At 72.8% G+C, this 16539-nt stretch carries 15 protein-coding genes; 9 read left to right on the forward strand and 6 right to left on the reverse strand.

Annotated elements, in window-relative coordinates; all coding sequences use genetic code 11:
- Positions 1-115: 115 nt before the first annotated feature.
- Positions 116-1375, reverse strand: coding sequence for a sugar ABC transporter substrate-binding protein (locus PCC79_RS06735; protein WP_342373364.1), 1260 nt, complete (start codon positions 1373-1375; stop codon positions 116-118).
- A gap of 146 nt (positions 1376-1521) precedes the next feature.
- Between PCC79_RS06735 and PCC79_RS06740 the strand changes: the two genes are divergently transcribed.
- The 6 genes from PCC79_RS06740 (at position 1522) to PCC79_RS06765 (ending at position 8584) form a co-directional block, all read left to right on the forward strand.
- Positions 1522-2325, forward strand: coding sequence for a Gfo/Idh/MocA family oxidoreductase (locus tag PCC79_RS06740; protein WP_342373365.1), 804 nt, complete (start codon positions 1522-1524; stop codon positions 2323-2325).
- 10 nt (positions 2326-2335) lie between these two features.
- A complete protein-coding gene (locus PCC79_RS06745) occupies positions 2336-3349 on the forward strand; it encodes a LacI family DNA-binding transcriptional regulator (protein WP_342373366.1) in 1014 nt (337 codons plus the stop codon).
- A 54-nt stretch (positions 3350-3403) separates the two neighbouring features.
- Positions 3404-3874, forward strand: a complete 471-nt coding sequence (locus PCC79_RS06750) for a transporter substrate-binding domain-containing protein (RefSeq protein ID WP_232548197.1) — start codon at positions 3404-3406, stop codon at positions 3872-3874.
- Positions 3871-4869: a cation diffusion facilitator family transporter gene (locus tag PCC79_RS06755; protein ID WP_342373367.1), complete on the forward strand. Its 999-nt coding sequence runs from the start codon at positions 3871-3873 to the stop codon at positions 4867-4869. Before PCC79_RS06750 ends, PCC79_RS06755 begins: the two co-directional genes overlap by 4 nt.
- Before the next feature lie 73 nt (positions 4870-4942).
- A complete protein-coding gene (locus PCC79_RS06760; protein WP_425325669.1) occupies positions 4943-6409 on the forward strand; it encodes a glycine--tRNA ligase in 1467 nt (488 codons plus the stop codon).
- Positions 6410-6433: 24 nt separating this feature from the next.
- Complete coding sequence (locus tag PCC79_RS06765) at positions 6434-8584, forward strand: alpha-galactosidase (RefSeq protein ID WP_342373368.1); 2151 nt, start codon at positions 6434-6436, stop codon at positions 8582-8584.
- Here the strand turns inward: PCC79_RS06765 and PCC79_RS06770 are convergent.
- The gene (locus PCC79_RS06770) at positions 8574-9431 is read right to left on the reverse strand and encodes an SDR family oxidoreductase (protein ID WP_342373369.1); all 858 of its coding nucleotides are present in this window, start codon (positions 9429-9431) and stop codon (positions 8574-8576) included. The two genes, PCC79_RS06765 and PCC79_RS06770, sit on opposite strands and share 11 nt — an antisense overlap.
- An 86-nt stretch (positions 9432-9517) precedes the next feature.
- Here PCC79_RS06770 and dusB point away from each other — a divergent pair, with 86 nt between their 5' ends.
- Complete coding sequence (dusB, locus tag PCC79_RS06775; RefSeq protein WP_342373603.1) at positions 9518-10621, forward strand: tRNA dihydrouridine synthase DusB; 1104 nt, start codon at positions 9518-9520, stop codon at positions 10619-10621.
- 2 nt (positions 10622-10623) lie between these two features.
- Here the strand turns inward: dusB and PCC79_RS06780 are convergent, their stop codons facing one another.
- Positions 10624-11289: a hypothetical protein gene (locus tag PCC79_RS06780; protein ID WP_342373370.1), complete on the reverse strand. Its 666-nt coding sequence runs from the start codon at positions 11287-11289 to the stop codon at positions 10624-10626.
- Positions 11290-11424: 135 nt separating this feature from the next.
- On the opposite strand from PCC79_RS06780, the gene PCC79_RS06785 reads away from it, so the two are divergent.
- Complete coding sequence (locus PCC79_RS06785) at positions 11425-12501, forward strand: HD domain-containing protein (protein ID WP_425325670.1); 1077 nt, start codon at positions 11425-11427, stop codon at positions 12499-12501.
- On the opposite strand, the gene PCC79_RS06790 is transcribed toward PCC79_RS06785, so the two are convergent.
- From PCC79_RS06790 to PCC79_RS06800, 3 genes are read right to left on the reverse strand one after another with little or no spacing between them, the layout of a single operon-like run.
- On the reverse strand, positions 12485-13051 hold the full coding sequence (locus PCC79_RS06790) for a hypothetical protein (protein ID WP_342373372.1): 567 nt from the start codon (positions 13049-13051) through the stop codon (positions 12485-12487). The genes PCC79_RS06785 and PCC79_RS06790 overlap by 17 nt on opposite strands.
- Positions 13052-13062: 11 nt before the next feature.
- Complete coding sequence (locus PCC79_RS06795; protein ID WP_342373373.1) at positions 13063-13782, reverse strand: hypothetical protein; 720 nt, start codon at positions 13780-13782, stop codon at positions 13063-13065.
- A gap of 25 nt (positions 13783-13807) precedes the next feature.
- Positions 13808-14566, reverse strand: a complete 759-nt coding sequence (locus PCC79_RS06800) for an ABC transporter permease (protein WP_342373374.1) — start codon at positions 14564-14566, stop codon at positions 13808-13810.
- A gap of 41 nt (positions 14567-14607) precedes the next feature.
- Here PCC79_RS06800 and dnaG point away from each other — a divergent pair, with 41 nt between their 5' ends.
- Positions 14608-16503 carry a DNA primase gene (gene dnaG, locus PCC79_RS06805; RefSeq protein ID WP_342373375.1) on the forward strand — a complete coding sequence of 632 codons (1896 nt, stop codon included), beginning with the start codon at positions 14608-14610 and terminating at the stop codon, positions 16501-16503.
- Positions 16504-16539 lie beyond the last annotated feature (36 nt).

A 16539-nucleotide genomic window follows, 5' to 3' on the forward strand; every position in this document is an offset into this window, starting at 1 on the left:
CGCGATGACGGACGCCATGGTGCTCCCTCCTGGGTGGGGATCCTCGGGTGGGGATCCGTGGCGGGGGGAGGACCCGGCCGGCCTGGCGACGGGCCGGGTCCTCCGCAGGGACGGGTCAGCTCTGCAGGATGGCGTTGCACTCGGTCTCGGCGTCGGCGAGCGCCTGCTCCACCGTCTTGGTGCCCTGGAGCGCCGCCTGGATGTGCGCGGACAGCGCAGCCATCACCTGGCGCGAGTGCGGGTTGACCTCACCGGGCCGGGCGTACTCCAGCGCCGCCTGGAACGGCGCGTTGAGCGGGTCGGAGCTGTCCGCCGTGGCGTCGGTGCGCGCCGGGAAGTAACCGGACGCCTCCGACAGGCTGGTCTGGAACTCCGCGGAGGACAGGTACTGCGCCACCACCTCGGCGGTGCCGTCGTCGTCGCTGATCGAGGTGCGCGCCAGCAGACCGGGCAGGCCGAACGTCACCTGCTCCTCACCCGTCAGCGGTGCGCCGACGGCGACGGCGTCCTCGCCGAGGGCGGTCTGCAGGGTGGCCGCGTCCGCCTTGACGGCCATCGGGGTCATCGCGATCGTGCCGTTGGTGAGGCCCGACCCCTCGACGGTGTTCTCCTTGGTGGCGGCGTCGGCCGGGAGGGCGTTGGCGTTCTTGAGGTCGACGAGCAGTTGCAGCGCGGCGCGGCCCTCGTCGGAGTTGAAGGCCACGGATTCCCCGTCGTCGGCGAACACCGAGCCCCCGGCCTGCCACAGGAACGGGTAGTACGTCATGTTCAGGGTGGCGACGCCGGAGTAGTCCATGAGGGTGATGCCGTTGGCGGCCAGGGCCGGCGCGGCCGCGGTGAGGTCGTCCCAGGTCTCGGGCAGCTCCGTGATGCCCGCCGCCTCGAAGAGCGGCTGGTTGTACACCGGCGCGATCACCGTGTGGTAGAGCGGCACCGCGTAGATCTCGCCGTCGACCGTGGCGGCCGTGACGGCGGATTCAAGGAACGCGGGATCCTGGGCGTCCGCCAGCGACTTCAAGCCGCCGTTGTCGACGAAACCGGGCAGCGAGTCGGGCGTGAGGAGCACCAGGTCGGGCCCGGTGTTGGACGCGATCGCCGTCGCCACCTGCTCGTCGCGGCCGGCCCACGGCTGCAGCTCGATCGTGAGGTCGATGGACGGGTGGTCCGCCTCGAAGGCGCTCTCGGCGTCCGCCCAGAAGGTCTGGGAGGCCGCGTCGTCGGCGATGACCGGGTACATCCACACCGTGACGTCGCCGCTGGGCTCACCGCCGGCGGTGTCCGTGCCGGCCGTGGTGCCGGGTGTTGCGGCGTTCCCCGAGCAGCCGGCGAACGCGAGGGTGAGGAGCGTGGCACTGGCCACGAGTCGTGACTTCATGGGGAACCTCCTGACGTGGGACTGCCCGGGTGACAATCCGACTCCGACGCCTCCTGCGGCAGGAAACGTTTACTATGGCGGTGACAATAGCGCTGCCCAGGCCCGGTAGGAAGCGGTCTCGGCGCGTTTCGGAAGGGAGGTGCGGCGTGCGGATCGGCCTGGTGGGTGACGAGAGCAGCCACGCCGATGCGCTGGCGGGGTGGCTGGCCCGGCATCCGGATGCCGGGGCCCGTCTCACCGCCGTGGTCGGCCCCACGCGGGGCTGGGAGGGCCTCGACGTCGTCGCCGAGCCGCCCGATCTCGTGGGCCTGGTGGACGCCGCCGTCGTCCTGGGCCGCGACGGATCGCACCACCGCGGCGCCGCCGAACCGCTCCTGCGTGCCGGTTTGAGCGTGTTCGTCGACAAGCCCTTCGCGCTGACGAGCCGGGACGCCGCCGCGCTGATCGCCCAAGCTCGGGCGGCGGGCGGGCGGGTGACGAGCTTCTCCGCCCTGCGGTGGCACCGGGGGGTGGCCGGCGTGTCGCCGGCCCGCCCAGATGACGTGCGCGTCGTCCGGGTGAGCGGACCGACGGACCCGGCGTCCCCCCACGGTGGCCGCGCCTTCTACGCCCCGCACGCCATCGAGCTGGCCCTGGCGCTCGCCCCAGGCCCCGTGCGCGATCTCAGCGCCCACCCCACGCGGGAGGGGGTGGTGCTGCGCTGCCGTACCTCCTGCCCCATCGAGATTCGACTGCTCGGGCAAGAAGCGCCGTTTCGCGCCCGCGTCACCACACCGTCGGGGGCCCGGCAGGCGGAGCTGCCCCTGGGCCCGGACTATTTCGACCCCGCCGCGGCGGCGATCATGCGCTTCCTGGCCGGGGGACCGTCGCCCGTGGCCCACGCCGAGGTGCTCGACGGCGTCCGGCTGCTGGAGGCCGCGCTGCGGGCCGAGGCCTGCCCGGGGCGTTAGAGTCCGGGCCATGGGTGGCAACCTCAAGCAGGTCGCCCGCGAGGCGGGAGTCTCGCTGGCGACGGCCTCACGCGTGCTGTCGGGCAGCAGCTACCCCGTGAGCGCCGAGCTGCGCGAGCGCGTCGTCGAGGTCGCCGCACGGCTCGACTACGTGCCCAACGCGCAGGCGCGCGCCCTGATCACCGGCAACGCGCGCACCGTCGGGGTGCTGGTGGGCCAGGTCGGCGACCACTACTTCGACGCGCTGGTCGACGGCGTCCGCCGTGTCGCGGCCGAGGAGTCGTGCCTGGTCACCGTCGTGAGCACCGATCGTGACCCGGAGCGGGAGCTGGCCAGCTTTCGCCAGCTGCAGTCCCACGGAGCGAGCATCATCATCGTGGCCGGGTCCGGCCTCGACGACGAGGAGTACCGCGTGGGCCTGGCGGCGCGGGTGGCGTCGTTCTCCCAGACCGGTCGGGTGGTGCTGCTCGGGCGTCACGAGCTGGACGCGGGCGTGCCCGCGGTGCGCGTCGAGGCGGACAACCACGGTGCCGGCCACGCCCTGGGCGCCCACCTGCGCCGCCTCGGGCACACCCGCGTCGGTGTGCTCTCGGGCTCGGGGGTGGTGACGTCCACGGTGGACCGCGTGCGCGGGGTCGCCGACGGGCTGGGGCGGGCACCGACCGTGGTGCAGGTGCCGCAGACGCGTGACGGGGGGTACGCCGGCATGTCCCAGCTGCTCGCCCTGGACGCCGACCTCACCGCGGTGGTCACCACCGCGGATCAGATGGCCATCGGCGCCCTCGCCTACTGTCGCGACCACGGCCTCGCGGTGCCCACCGACATGTCGGTGGCGGGCTGCAACGACATCTGGGTGGCCCGTGACCTCACCCCGTCGCTCACGACCGTGCACATCCCGTTGGAGGAGATGGGCGGCGCCGCCCTGCGCCTGGCTCTCGCGGAGGAGAACGGCGGGTTGAAGCGCCAGTTCTTCCCCGTCCAGCTCGTCGTGCGCGAGTCGACGGGGCCCTCCCCGGACGCCTGAGCAGCCGCCCCCTGGTGGGCGGGCGGGCTGACGAGCCGGGTGTAGTGTGCGGCCGTGAAGCGCTGGATCGTGCGGGTGTTCGCCGTGGTCGTGGGGGTGTTCCTGCTGGCCGGGTGCTCCGACCTGCCCCGTGACCCGGACGGCACGTTGGAGCGCGTGCGCTCCACCGGCGTGCTGCGGGCGGGGGCGTCCGGGAGCGAGGGCGCGGTGGTCGTGAAGGACGGCCGGGTGTCCGGCCCGGAGGCCGACCTGGTCGAGGGTTTCGCCGACTCTCTGGGCGTGCGCGTCGAGTGGCGCCCGGGCGGGGAGCAGGAACTCGTGGCGGCGATGGAGGACGGCGAGCTGGACGTCCTGGCCGCCGGGTTCGCCGACGACACGCCGTGGGCCGACACGGTGGCGGTGACCCGGGTCTACGGTGCCGGGAAGGTGGGCGGAGACGACGTCGGGCGCGTGTTGGCCGTTCCCCTGGGGGAGAACGCCCTGCTCGTCGCGCTGGAGACCTACCTCGACCGGGCCACGCCGTGAGCGGGCCGTCGAGGGTCGCCCGCTTCGGCAACACCGAGCTGCCACCGGAGCAGGAGGCGGCGCTGCGGCGCGCCCGGCGGCTGGAGTGGGTGAGCCTGGCGTTCCTGACCAGCGGCGTCGTGGTGGTCTACCTCGTCATGGGCAACAGCCAGGCGATGAAGGTGGCCTGGATCGAGGACCTGCTCTCCCTGATCCCGCCCCTCGCCTTCCTGCTCGCGACGAGACGGGCGGGGCGGCGTCCGAGCGTCAGCCATCCGTACGGTCATCACCGGGTCGTGGGTTCGGCGCACCTGACGGCGGCGGTCGCCCTGCTCGGCATGGGGCTGTTCCTGGTGTTCGACTCGGGCTCGGGGCTGCTCGCCGGCGAGCACCCGCCGATCGGCACGGTGCAGCTGTTCGGGCAGACGGTGTGGACCGGGTGGCTGATGATCGCCGCGATGGTCTACACCGGCGTCTTCCCGGTGATCCTGGGCCGTCGGAAGTTGCCGCTGGCGCGGGACCTGCACGACAAGGTGCTCTACGCCGACGCCGACATGAACAAGGCCGACTGGATGACCGCGGCGGCCGCCATCGTGGGCGTGCTGGGCATCGCCTACGGCGTCTGGTGGCTGGACGCCGTGGCCGCGCTCGTGATCGCCGGCAGCATCCTGCACGACGGGGTCTCCCAGCTGCGCGGGGCGGTCCGCGACCTGCTGGACGGGGAGGCCCGCACCTTCGACGACGCCGACGTCCACCCGGTCGTCGACGACATCCTCGAGGCGGCCCACTCCCGGGCGTGGGTGGATCGGGCGGGCTGCCGCGTCCGCGACCAGGGCCACGTGTTCCACACCGAGGTGTTCGTGGTGCCGGTCGGGCCGCTTGGCGCCGAGCAGTGCGACGAGCTGGCCGAGGCCATCGGCCGCCTGGACTGGAAGCTCGACGACGTGGTCGTCGCCCCCGTCGGCGCGTTGCCCCCCGGCGTGCGGACGCGTCCCCGGGCGGCAACGGAGTCCTGAGCTCGCGGCACCCATGGCAGGAGTGGCGGCGCCCGGGGTCGACGGCTTCGAGCGCGATTGCGGGGCGTCCACGATGGTGGCCGGGACGCGGCGCACCGGTAGGCTTGCCCGCCGGGGTGGGTGCCAGCCGGGCATCCCCGGCCGACCAGGAGGCACAGCAGTGGCCAGCAAGCTCGACAACGTCATCAGCCTCACGAAGCGCCGCGGCTTCGTGTACCCGTGCGGTGAGATCTACGGCGGGACGCGCGCGGCGTGGGACTACGGGCCCTATGGCGTCGAGCTCAAGGAGAACATCAAGCGGCAGTGGTGGAAGGCCGTGGTGCAGAACCGGCCGGATGTGGTCGGGCTCGACTCCTCGATCATCCTGCCCCGGCAGGTATGGGTCGCCTCGGGCCACGTCGGGGTCTTCTCCGACCCGCTGACCGAATGCCAGAGCTGCCACAAGCGCTTCCGCTCCGACCAGCTCGAGGACGCCTTCGCGTTCAAGAAGGGCCGTGCGCCGGAGTCGCTGGCCGAGATCAACTGCCCCGAGTGCGGCACCCTCGGCCAGTTCACCGAGCCGCGTGACTTCAACATGATGCTCAAGACGTACCTCGGCGTCATCGAGGACGAGTCGGGGCTGCACTACCTGCGCCCCGAGACCGCGCAGGGCATCTTCGTGAACTTCGCCAACGTGCAGCAGACCAGCCGCATGAAGGTGCCGTTCGGTATCGGCCAGGTCGGCAAGAGCTTCCGCAACGAGATCACGCCCGGCAACTTCATCTTCCGCACCCGCGAGTTCGAGCAGATGGAGATGGAGTTCTTCGTCGAGCCGGGCACGGATGAGGAGTGGCACCAGCACTGGATCGACGCCCGCCGCGACTGGTACGTCGACCTCGGCATCAACCCCGAGCACCTGCGCCTCTACGAGCACCCCGCCGAGAAGCTCAGCCACTACAGCAAGCGCACGGTCGACATCGAGTACGACTTCGGGTTCACCGGCGGCGACGGCTGGGGCGAACTCGAGGGCATCGCGAACCGCACCGACTTCGACCTCGGCACGCACAGCGAGCACTCGGGGCAGGACCTCTCCTACTTCGACCAGGCCAAGAACGAGCGTTACCTGCCGTACGTCATCGAGCCGGCGGCCGGGCTGACGCGCTCGCTCATGGCCTTCCTCGTCGAGGCCTACACCGAGGAGGAGGCCCCCAACGCCAAGGGCGGCACCGACACCCGTACGGTCCTGCGCCTCGACCCGCGCCTCGCGCCGGTCAAGGTGGCCGTCCTGCCGCTCTCGCGCAACGAGAAGCTGTCACCCAAGGCGCGCGACCTGGCCGCCGAGCTCCGCAAGCACTGGAACGTCGAGTTCGACGACGCCCAGGCGATCGGACGCCGCTACCGCCGCCAGGACGAGATCGGCACCCCGTACTGCGTGACGGTCGACTTCGACACCCTGGAGGACAACGCGGTGACGATCCGCGAGCGCGACACGATGGCCCAGGAGCGGGTCTCGCTCGAGCAGGTCGCCGGCTACCTCGCGGGACGCCTCATCGGCTGCTGAGCCGCCCGCCCGTAGGGTGGAGCCGTGACCTCACCGCTGCGCTTCACCCTGCGGGCCGCCGGCGTCAGCCTCGTGCTGGACGCCTCCGACGGCCACCTGCCCACGGTCCTGCACTGGGGTGCCGACCTCGGCGCCCAGGACGCCGACGCCCTGGCCCAGCTCGCGGCGGCCGTGGCGCCCACGCCGCTGCCGAACGGTCCGGACGCCCCGGTGCGCGTGGCGTTGGTGCCCGAGCAGGCCAGCGGGTGGGTGGGGCGTCCGGGTCTGACGGGCTGGCGCGACGGTGGCGTCGACTGGTCGCCTCGCTGGAGGGTCACGGACGTCGCCAGCGAAGGCACGCCGATCCGCGACGGCGCCGACCTCGGCGCGGCGGCCGTCACGGTCACCGCGTCCGACGCCGAGGCGGGGCTGATCTTGACCCTCGAGGTCGAGCTGACCCCGCAGGGCCTGGCGCGCGCCCGGGCCTCGGTGGCGAACGACGCGGCCACCGACTACCACGTGGGCGAGCTCCTCGTGGCCTTCCCGGTGCCGCGGCGGGCCCGCGAGATCCTCGACCTGGCCGGCTCCTGGGGCGCCGAGCGGCATCCGCAGCGGCGGGCGCTCACCGTCGGCGTCCATCTCCGCGAGGGACGACACGGCCGAACCGGCGCGGACGCCGCGACCATCCTGCACGTCGGCGAGCCCGGGTTCGGTTTCGCCCGCGGCGAGGTGTGGGGCGTCCACACCGCGTGGAGCGGCAACCACGTCCACTACGCCGAACGCGACGCCTCGGGCCACCAGCTCATCGGCGGAGGCGCACTGCTGCTGCCCGGTGAGGGTCGGCTGGGGCCCGGGGCGTCCCACCGGGGGCCGTGGGTCTACTTCAGCCACGGCGTGGGGCTGGACGCCGTCGCCCGCCGCTTCCACCGCTGGCTGCGGGCGCGGCCCCAGCACCCCGATCGCGCCCGCCCCGTCACCCTCAACGTGTGGGAGGCGGTGTACTTCGACCACGATCTCGACCGACTCCGCGACCTCGCCGACCGCGCCGCCGCCCTGGGCATCGAACGCTTCGTGCTGGACGACGGCTGGTTCGGTTCGCGGCGCGAGGACACGTCCGGGCTGGGCGACTGGGTGGTCAGCGCACAGGTGTGGCCGGACGGCCTCGGCCCGCTGGTCGACCACGTGACGGGCCTCGGCCTGCAGTTCGGGTTGTGGGTGGAGCCGGAGATGGTCAACCCCGACTCCGACGTCGCTCGCGCCCATCCGGAGTGGTTGCTCCAGCCGGGCCACGGCCGGTTGCCGGTCGAGGCGCGCCACCAGCAGGTGCTCAACCTCGGCATTCCCGCCGCGTACGCCCACGTGCGCGATCAGCTGATGGCGCTGCTGGGGGAGTACGCCATCGCGTATCTCAAGTGGGACCACAACCGTGACCTCGTCGAGGCCGGCACCGCGCCGGGCGGCGCTCCGGGCGTCCGCGCCCAGACGCTGGCCGCCTACCGGCTGATGGACGAGCTGAAGGCGGCGCACCCCGGCCTGGAGATCGAGGCGTGCTCCTCGGGTGGCGCCCGCGTCGATCTCGAGGTGCTGCAACGCTGCGACCGCGTCTGGGTGTCCGACTGCATCGACCCGCTGGAGCGCCAGACGATGCTCCGCTGGACCGGCCAGCTGCTCCCGCCCGAGCTGCTGGGCTCCCACATCGCCTCGGGCCGCTCGCACACCACGGGACGGGTCCACGACCTGTCGTTCCGGGCGGCGACGGCGGTGTTCGGCCACCTCGGCGTCGAGTGGGACCTCGCGCAGGCGTCCGACGACGAGATCGCCGAGCTCGGAGCCTGGATCAGCTGGTGGAAGGCGAACCGCGAGCACCTGCTCGGCGGCGACCTGGTGCGCGTCGACACCCCGGACGCCGACGTGTGGATCCACGGCGTGGTGACGCCGGAGCGCGGGGTGTTCGCGGTGACCCCGGGGCGGATCGACGCCGTCACCAACCTCGGGGACGTGGTGCTGCCGGGGCTCGACCCGGACGCGGACTACGACGTGAGCGTCGTGCGCGTCGGGGCCGAGCCACCGGTGTGGGGCGCGCCGGCGTGGTTCGGCGGCGTCCGGCTGTCGGGGCGCGCGCTGGCGAGCGTGGGCGTCCGATTCCCGGCGATGGCGCCAGACCACACCGTCCTGGTGGACGCCGTCAGAACGTAGGCTTGCCGCCCGTCACGCCGAGGACGGCGCCGGAGACGTAGCTCGCCTCGTCGGAGGCCAGGAACACGAACGCGGCGGCCACCTCGATGGGCTGGCCGGCGCGGCCGAGCGGGGTGTCGGAGCCGAAGCCCTTCACCTTCTCCTTGGCCATGGTGGCGGGAATCAGCGGCGTCCAGATCGGGCCCGGCGCCACGGCGTTCACGCGGATGCCGTCACCGCCCAGCTCGGCGGCCAGGTTCACCGTCAGGTTGTTCAACGCCGCCTTGGTGGACGCGTAGTCGAGCAGGTGCTCCGAGGGGGAGTAGGCCTGCACCGAGGTCGTGATGATCACCGCTCCGCCGTCGGCGAGCTCGTCCGAGAGGGCGCGCACCAGCCAGAACGGGCTGAACACGTTGGTCTCGTAGGTGCGGACGATCTGGTCCTCGGGGAACTCCTCGAGCGCGGGGTGGGTCATCTGGTACGCGGCGTTGGGGATCAGCACGTCGAGGCCCCCGAGGAACTCCACGGCCTCCGCGGCCAGGCGGCGGTTCTCCTCGGCGGTGCGCAGATCTCCGGCGATGGCCATGACCTTGCCGCCGGCCTGCGATGCGAGCCGCACGGTCTCGTCGGCGTCGGCCTGCTCCTGGGGGAGGTGGGCGATGACGACATCGGCACCCTCCTTCGCGAAGGCGATCGCGATGGCCCGGCCGATGCCGGAGTCCCCACCGGTGATGAGGGCGCGCTTGCCCTTCAACCGGTCGCGACCGACCCACGAGGTCTCACCGTGGTCGGGGGAGGGCTTCAGGTCGGCGACGGTGCCAGGCCAATCCTGGGTCTGACTGGGAATCTTGCTCAGGTCTGCACTCATTCTTCGACCCTACCGGGCCGCGGGTAGGATTGTCCCTCGTGCCCGTTCATCCGCCGCTGCGTCTGACCGCCCCGTCCGGGGGGACGGTGGAGGTCGCGACCCCCGTCGTCCTGGCTCCGATGGCCGGCATCACGAATCCGGCCTACCGCCAGCTCTGCCTCGAGCAGGGCGCCGGGCTGTACGTGTGCGAGATGATCACCAGCCGCGGCATCGTCGAACGCAACCCGCGGACCCACGCGATGCTGCAGTTCGCGCCGGGGGAGACGACCCGGTCGGTGCAGCTCTACGGCGTCGACCCGGCGACGATGGCGCGGGCCGCCGCGATCCTCGCCACGGATTTCGGCGTCCACCACATCGACATCAATCTCGGCTGCCCGGTGCCCAAGGTCACGCGGCGCGGGGGCGGCGGCGTCCTGCCCTGGAAGCGGGACCGGCTGGCCGCCCTGCTGCAGCAGACCGTCGCGGCCGCGGACGCCCACGGCGTCCCGGTCACCATGAAGACGCGGCTGGGCATCGACGCCGACCACCTCACGTACCTCGACGCCGGCCACATCGCGCAGGATGCCGGCATCGCGGCGGTCGCGCTCCACGGGCGGACCGTGCAGCAGGCCTACGCCGGGCAGGCCGACTGGGACGCCATCGGCACCCTGGCCGACGCGCTCGACATCCCGGTGCTGGGCAACGGCGACGTCTGGGAGGCGTCCGACGCGCTCCGCATGGTCGAGCAGACCGGCTGCGCAGGCGTCGTGATCGGACGCGGCTGCCTCGGCCGCCCCTGGCTGTTCCGTGACCTGGCCGACGCGTTCGCAGGCCGGGACACCCGGCACCTCCCGACGCTCGGCGAGGTGGCCGCCATGGTGCGTCGGCACGCCGAGCTGCTCGCGGAGATCCACGGCGAGCGCCACGGCTGCACCGACCTGCGCAAGCACATGGCCTGGTACTTCAAGGGCTTCCCGGTGGGCGGTGACCTCCGGCGAGGGCTGGCGTCGATCTCCTCATTCGCCGAGCTGGACGCGCTGCTGGCCCAGCTGGACGCGGACGCGCCGTTCCCGACCTCCGAGCTGGGGGCGCCGCGGGGGCGGCAGGGGACGCCGCGCGACAAGGTGACGCTGCCCCAGGGCTGGCTCGACTCCCGGACGCTCGGCGACGAGGACCTCTCCGCCGCCGAGTCCGACGTCTCGGGCGGCTAGCGTCAGCTGACCGCCGACATGGCCGGCATCATGCCGAGCACCATGAGGATGAACGCCACAATCGGCGCGAGCACGCCCAGGATGATGCCGAACAGCGCCAACGGGCGGGCCGAGCGGCGCACGAACGCGACGATGGCCATGATCCAGCCGGCCAGACCACCGAAGGACGCGACCATGCCGGCCAGGGTCCAGACGCTCATGTCGACCGCGAACTGCTCGACGGCGGGGTCGTTGGGGGACATGGTGGATGCCGCATCCACGCCGATGTCGAGGATCAGGTTGCCGAAGGCGGCGCCGAACTGCCATCCGACCACGGCGATCAGCACCGTCATGGCCGCCACGATCCCCAGCGCGATGCGGCCCAGCATCGGGCTCGGCGTGCTCGGTACGGGCTCCTCGGGCCAGCCCCCCTGGGCGTAGCCCTGCTGCGGGTAGCCGTAGCCCTGCTGGGCGTACTGCTGCGGGTAGCCGTGCTGTGGGTAGCCCTGCTGGCCGTAGCCCTGCTGGGGGTACCCCTGCTGGCCGTAGCCCTGTTGGGGGTACCCCTGCTGGTCGTAGCCCTGTTGGGGGTAGCCCTGCTGGCCGTACCCCTGCTGCCCGTACTCCTGCTGGGGATACTGCGGGGCCTCGCCGTCGCGGGGCTCGGGTGCCGGCGGGGTGCTGCTCATGGGAGCTCCTCAGGTCAGTGGGTCCGACGTCGCGCCCATCATAGGGCGGCCCGCTTGGAGGACGGCGGAGGCGTCCGGGAGGATGGGGGCATGTCGGATGCGTTGAACCCGCGCACGCGCGCCTGGGCGGCGACGATGCGCGGCCACGAGGGCCACGGGGTGGTGCGGGCGCACGGCGACTCGTCGGCGACGGTCGACCTCGCGGCGCCGATCGGTCGGGAGGCGCGTGAGGAGCGCGAACGGCTGCTGCTGCGACCGGGGGCGACGTTCAGCGACGGCGCTGGGAACCGGGCGGTGCCCGAGGAGCCGGACGTGGAGCGGACCTGCTTCGAACGCGACCGGGACCGCATCGTCCACTCGACCGCGTTCCGGCGGCTGGCCGGCAAGACGCAGGTGGTGGTCCACCCCAACGACCACGAGCGCACCCGGCTTACCCATGCGCTCGAGGTCGCCCAGGTCGCGACGTCGATCGCGCGCGGCGTCGGCGTCAACGTCGCGCTCGCGGACGCCATCGCGCTCGGCCACGACTGCGGGCACGGGCCGGGTGGGCACGCGTCCGAGGAGGCCTTCGACGCCTTCCTCGGCGAGGGGTACGACCACGGCCCGTGGGGCGCCGACGTGGTGCTGACCGGGCTCAACCTGTGCGCCGAGACGCTCGACGGCATCCGGAACCACTCGTGGTCGCGGCCGGCGCCGGCCACCGTCGAGGGCGAGATCGTGAGTTGGGCCGATCGCATCGCCTACTGCGCCCACGACCTGGAGGACGCGGTGGCCGCGGGCATCGTCTCGCTCGCCGAGCTGCCGGCCGACGTCGTCGCCCTCGCGGGCCGGACCCGGCGTGAGCACCTGGCCACGTTCATCCGCTCGGTCATCACCACGGTCGCGCACACCGGTGAGGTGGGGATGGACGCCGACGTGGCGGGGGCGCTCGCGTCCCTGCGGCGCTTCAACTACGAGCGCATCTACACCCGCGCCGAGTCGGTGGCCCAATCCGACGCCGTCATCGGTGTGCTGCGGGCGCTGGTCGAGTTCTACGCCGAGCGGCCGGACGCCCTGCCGGCCGACCACCGCCCGGCCGCGGAGGCCGACCCCGTGCGCACGGCCGTCACGTACGTGGGCGGCATGACTGACCAGTTCGCCTTCGACACCGCCGTGGCGCTGCTGGGGTGGGACGCCGCTCGCCTGCCCCGGGGCATCAGACGCGTGACCTGAGCAGGGGGAGGACGCCCCAGGCGAGCGACAGGCCCAGGAGCAGCCCACCGATGCCCCACAGCCAGGGTGCCGGATCCGGCGGGGTCATGCGGCCGACCACGACGGCGCCCTGGTCGCGCACCACGGCCACGTCGGTGATCCGGGCGGAGCGGCCCCGGGCGATGATGTCCGGGCCGGCGGCGACCACGGTGCCGGGGAAGTGGACGGCGACGTCCAGGCTCGTCACCTCCTCCAACTCGCTGACGGCCGGGCCGCGCCGCGTGGGCGCGGCGAGCACGGCGAGGTCGTCGGCCACCGACAGCCAGCCGTAGGTTCGGTTCAGCGTGCCTTGGGTGGCGGGGACGAGGCCGGTGAGGTGGCACGACGTGAGGTCAGGGCTGAGTTCGGCGAACAGCTCGGGCTCACCGAGGGCCTGGTCGGTGCACCAGCCGAGGGTCTCGCCGGAGATCGTCAGGTCCACCCGCGCGCCGGCCGGTTCCACGTCGATTCGGCCACTGACGTCGCAGCCACCAAGCGTCAGGGCCGCGACCCCGGCCGCGACGGCGACCAACCCCGGTCGTCTCACGGCCCGGGCCGCCACACGTCGGGGTCCTCGGGCGGCGGTGCGTCCACCGGCCGCTCCTGGACCGGACCGGGCAGCGGCGCGAGCGGGTCCCCGTCGGCATCCGGGGGGTCGGGACGCGCGACGCGCCGGCGATGGACGACCAGGGACGCCCACGCGATCAGCAGGCCGGCGGCCAGCCCGATCCCGCCCGCCATCAGCGTGATCGGCAGGCGCGGCTGACGGGCGGCGACCACCGTGACCCCCTGGGCGCGGACGGCGGCGGCGTCCGTGATGTGGGCCACCGGGCCGGACGCCGTACCCCCCGCGCTCACCGTCTCGACGTCCCCGGCGAACGTGACGGTGAGGTCGATCGCGGTCAGGTTGTCGTTGCCCGGCAGGCCGATGTAGGTGGAGGGAATGAGGAACAGCAGGGCGCGCTCGGTGACGGGCGCCAGGATGCTGAGGAATTGGGCCTCGTCCTCGGCGGCGCCTGCCCGGTCAATCGTGCCGTGGAGGCGGCAGGTGCTCGTGCCGGTGCCGGGCTCGGACCCGACCCGCTCGAACACCAGCGCCTCAGGACCGCCGACGCAGGAGGGGCCGGGGAACTGCGCGAAGGTGACGTCCACATCCAGCCGCTCCGCGTCGACGTGGACGGTGCCGGTCAAGGCGCAGCCGCTGAGGGTCACCGTGGCCAGGGCCGCGGCGACGACCGTCCACCGCTGGCGCCATGGGGTCACTGTAACCCCGTCCGGCGAGGGGACCTCAGGGGTGGAGGGTGGAGCGCAGGTCTGCCGGCACGACGCGGCCGCGGGCGATGAGCCACGTCAGTGTGGTGACGGTGCAGGCCTGCCCGGCCATGATCGCGACGAGCACCAGCACCTGGGCGGCACCGGCCTGCAGGGGCGATCCGCCGCCGAGCAGGACGCCGATGAAGGCGCCCGGGAGGGTCACCAGGCCGACGGTCTTGGTCTGGTCCAGATTCGGCACCAGCCCCTCCGCGGTGACCGGATCGATGACCTCGCCGATCGCCTCGTGCCGTTGCAGGCCGAGCGCCAGGCCGGCCTCGTAGATGCCGCGCTGGTCGCGGAGCTCGGCGAAGAGGCGGCGTCCGGTGAGGGTGTGGGCGGTCATCATGTTGCCGATGACGATGCCGCCGAGGGCGACGACGGTCGTGCCGTTGACGGGGGTGGCCCCCGAGACGAGCACGAGCCCGAGCACGGGCAGGACGCCGGCGAGCAGGGCCAGCGCGGTGAACGGCCAGCAGTCGCGGACGCCGACGCGTCCGGTGGTCGTCCACACCGCGATGGTGAACATCAGCGCCGCGAAGGCAATGCCGCCCACGAGGGTCTGGACGGCCGCCGCGACCACGAGCGAGACTGCCGCCAGCTGCGCGACCGCGCGGACGGCCGCGACGACCTGCTCGCGCGCGATGCCGAGGCGTCCGACGAGGGAGGCGGCGACCGCGAGGGCCAGCAGCAGCACGAGGGCGAGGACGAGGCCGGGGCCCAGATCGACGGTCACGCCCTGCAGGGTAGCCCGCCGGCGCGGCTACACTGCGGCTCATGGCTGGCCGGATCCATCCCGAGGACCTCGAGACGGTCCGGGAACGGTCCCGGATCGACGAGGTGGTCTCGGCGTTCGTGGCGCTGCGGCCGGCCGGCGGGGGCTCGCTGACGGGCCTGTGCCCCTTCCACGACGAGAAGACGCCGAGCTTCCGGGTGACGCCCGCCAAGGGTTTCTACTACTGCTTCGGCTGTGGCGAGGGCGGCGACGTCATCGGCTTCGTCCAGAAGATCAACAACATGGGGTTCACCGACGCCGTGGAGTATTTGGCCGACCGCTGCGGCGTCCAGATTCGCTACACCGAGGGCGACGGCGGCCCGAAGCACGAGCCGGGCCTGCGCATGCGCGTCCTGGAGGCCAATGCGGCCGCCGCCGAGTTCTTCGCCGCCCAGCTGACCAGCCCGGATGCCGTCGAGGGGCGCCGCTTCCTGCACGGCCGGGGGTTCACCCGCGAGCACGCGGACCATTTCGGCATCGGTTTCGCGCCGCGCTCGGGGACGGCATTGCGCGAACACCTGCTCGGCAAGAAGTTCTCCCGCGACGACCTGGTGAAGGCCGGGCTGGTGCGCGAGAACGGGTGGGACTTCTTCCAGGGACGCCTCGTCTGGCCGATCCGCGACTCGGGGCGCTCGACGCTGGGCTTCGGCGCGCGGCGGCTGTTCGACGACGACCGCATGCCGGCCAAGTACCTCAACACCCCCGAGACGCTCGTCTACAAGAAGAGCCACGTGCTCTACGGGCTCGACCTGGCCCGCACGCACATCGGCAAGAAGAACCAGGCGGTCGTGGTCGAGGGTTACACCGACGTGATGGCCTGCCACATCGCCGGCGTGGACACCGCGGTGGCGTCGTGCGGCACGGCGTTCGGCGCGGACCACTCGCGCATGATCGACCGGCTGATGACCGCCGATGCCTACTCCGGGGAGGTGGTGTTCACCTTCGACGGCGACGCGGCCGGCCAGGCGGCGGCCCTCAAGGTGTTCAGCTCGGACGCCTCGTTCACCGCGCAGACCTACGTCGCCATCGAGCCGAGCGGCCTGGATCCGTGCGACCTGCGCATCCAGTCCGGCGACCCGGCGGTGCGCGAGCTCGTGGCGCGACGGGTGCCGCTGTATCGCTATGTCATGCGCAACACCGTCGAACGGTTCGACCTCGACCGGGCCGACGGCCGGCTCGCCGCCGTCCGCGCCGCTGCTCCGCTGGTGGCGAGCGTGCGGGACGCCGCGCTGGTGTCCGGCTACCTGCGGGAGCTGGCCGGCTGGGTCGGGCTCAACCCCGACGAGGTGCGCGCCGAGGTGACCCGCGCGAACGCCCGGAAGGTGCCGGACGAGCCCGCGCGGGTGCGCGGGGCGGCCGAGACACCGGGGGCGACGGGGGCACCGGGGGGCGCGGACGCCCCGGCCGAGACGACGCAACAGGCGCTGATGGAGCTGCCCGATCCGCGGGACCGCCGGCTCGAGACGGAGCGGGGATTCTTGAAGCTTGCCGTCCAACAACCGGCGTTGTTCGACGACGCGTGGTTCGGCGTGGTGCCCGACGACTTCGCCCACCCGAGTTACGCGCGGGTGTTCGGGGTGCTGGCCGCCGGCGACCGCCGTGCCGCCGGGTTCGCCCAGGCGGTGGTGGCGGGCATTGACGACGCGGTGGGTGAGCAGCTGGTCGTGGCCCTGTCGGTGGAGCCGCTGTACGGCGAGCCGACGGCCGCGTACGCCCGTGAGTACGCCTCGCGGTTGCGGCTCGCGACGGTGACGCGGCGGATCAACACGCTGAAGTCCCGCCTGCAACGCACGAATCCGGTGGAGCAGCAGGCCGAGTACAACCGCGGGTTCGCCGCCCTGCTCGAGTTGGAGGCCACGCGGCGCTCGCTGCAGGCCGCGGCGGTGGGCGAGGTCTGAGGCCCCCCGGGGCACCGATTTGTGAGCGGTGCTCCC

Origin of the sequence: Propioniciclava soli (assembly GCF_038502305.1) — a bacterium.
Taxonomy (GTDB): Bacteria; Actinomycetota; Actinomycetes; order Propionibacteriales; family Propionibacteriaceae; genus Propioniciclava; species Propioniciclava soli.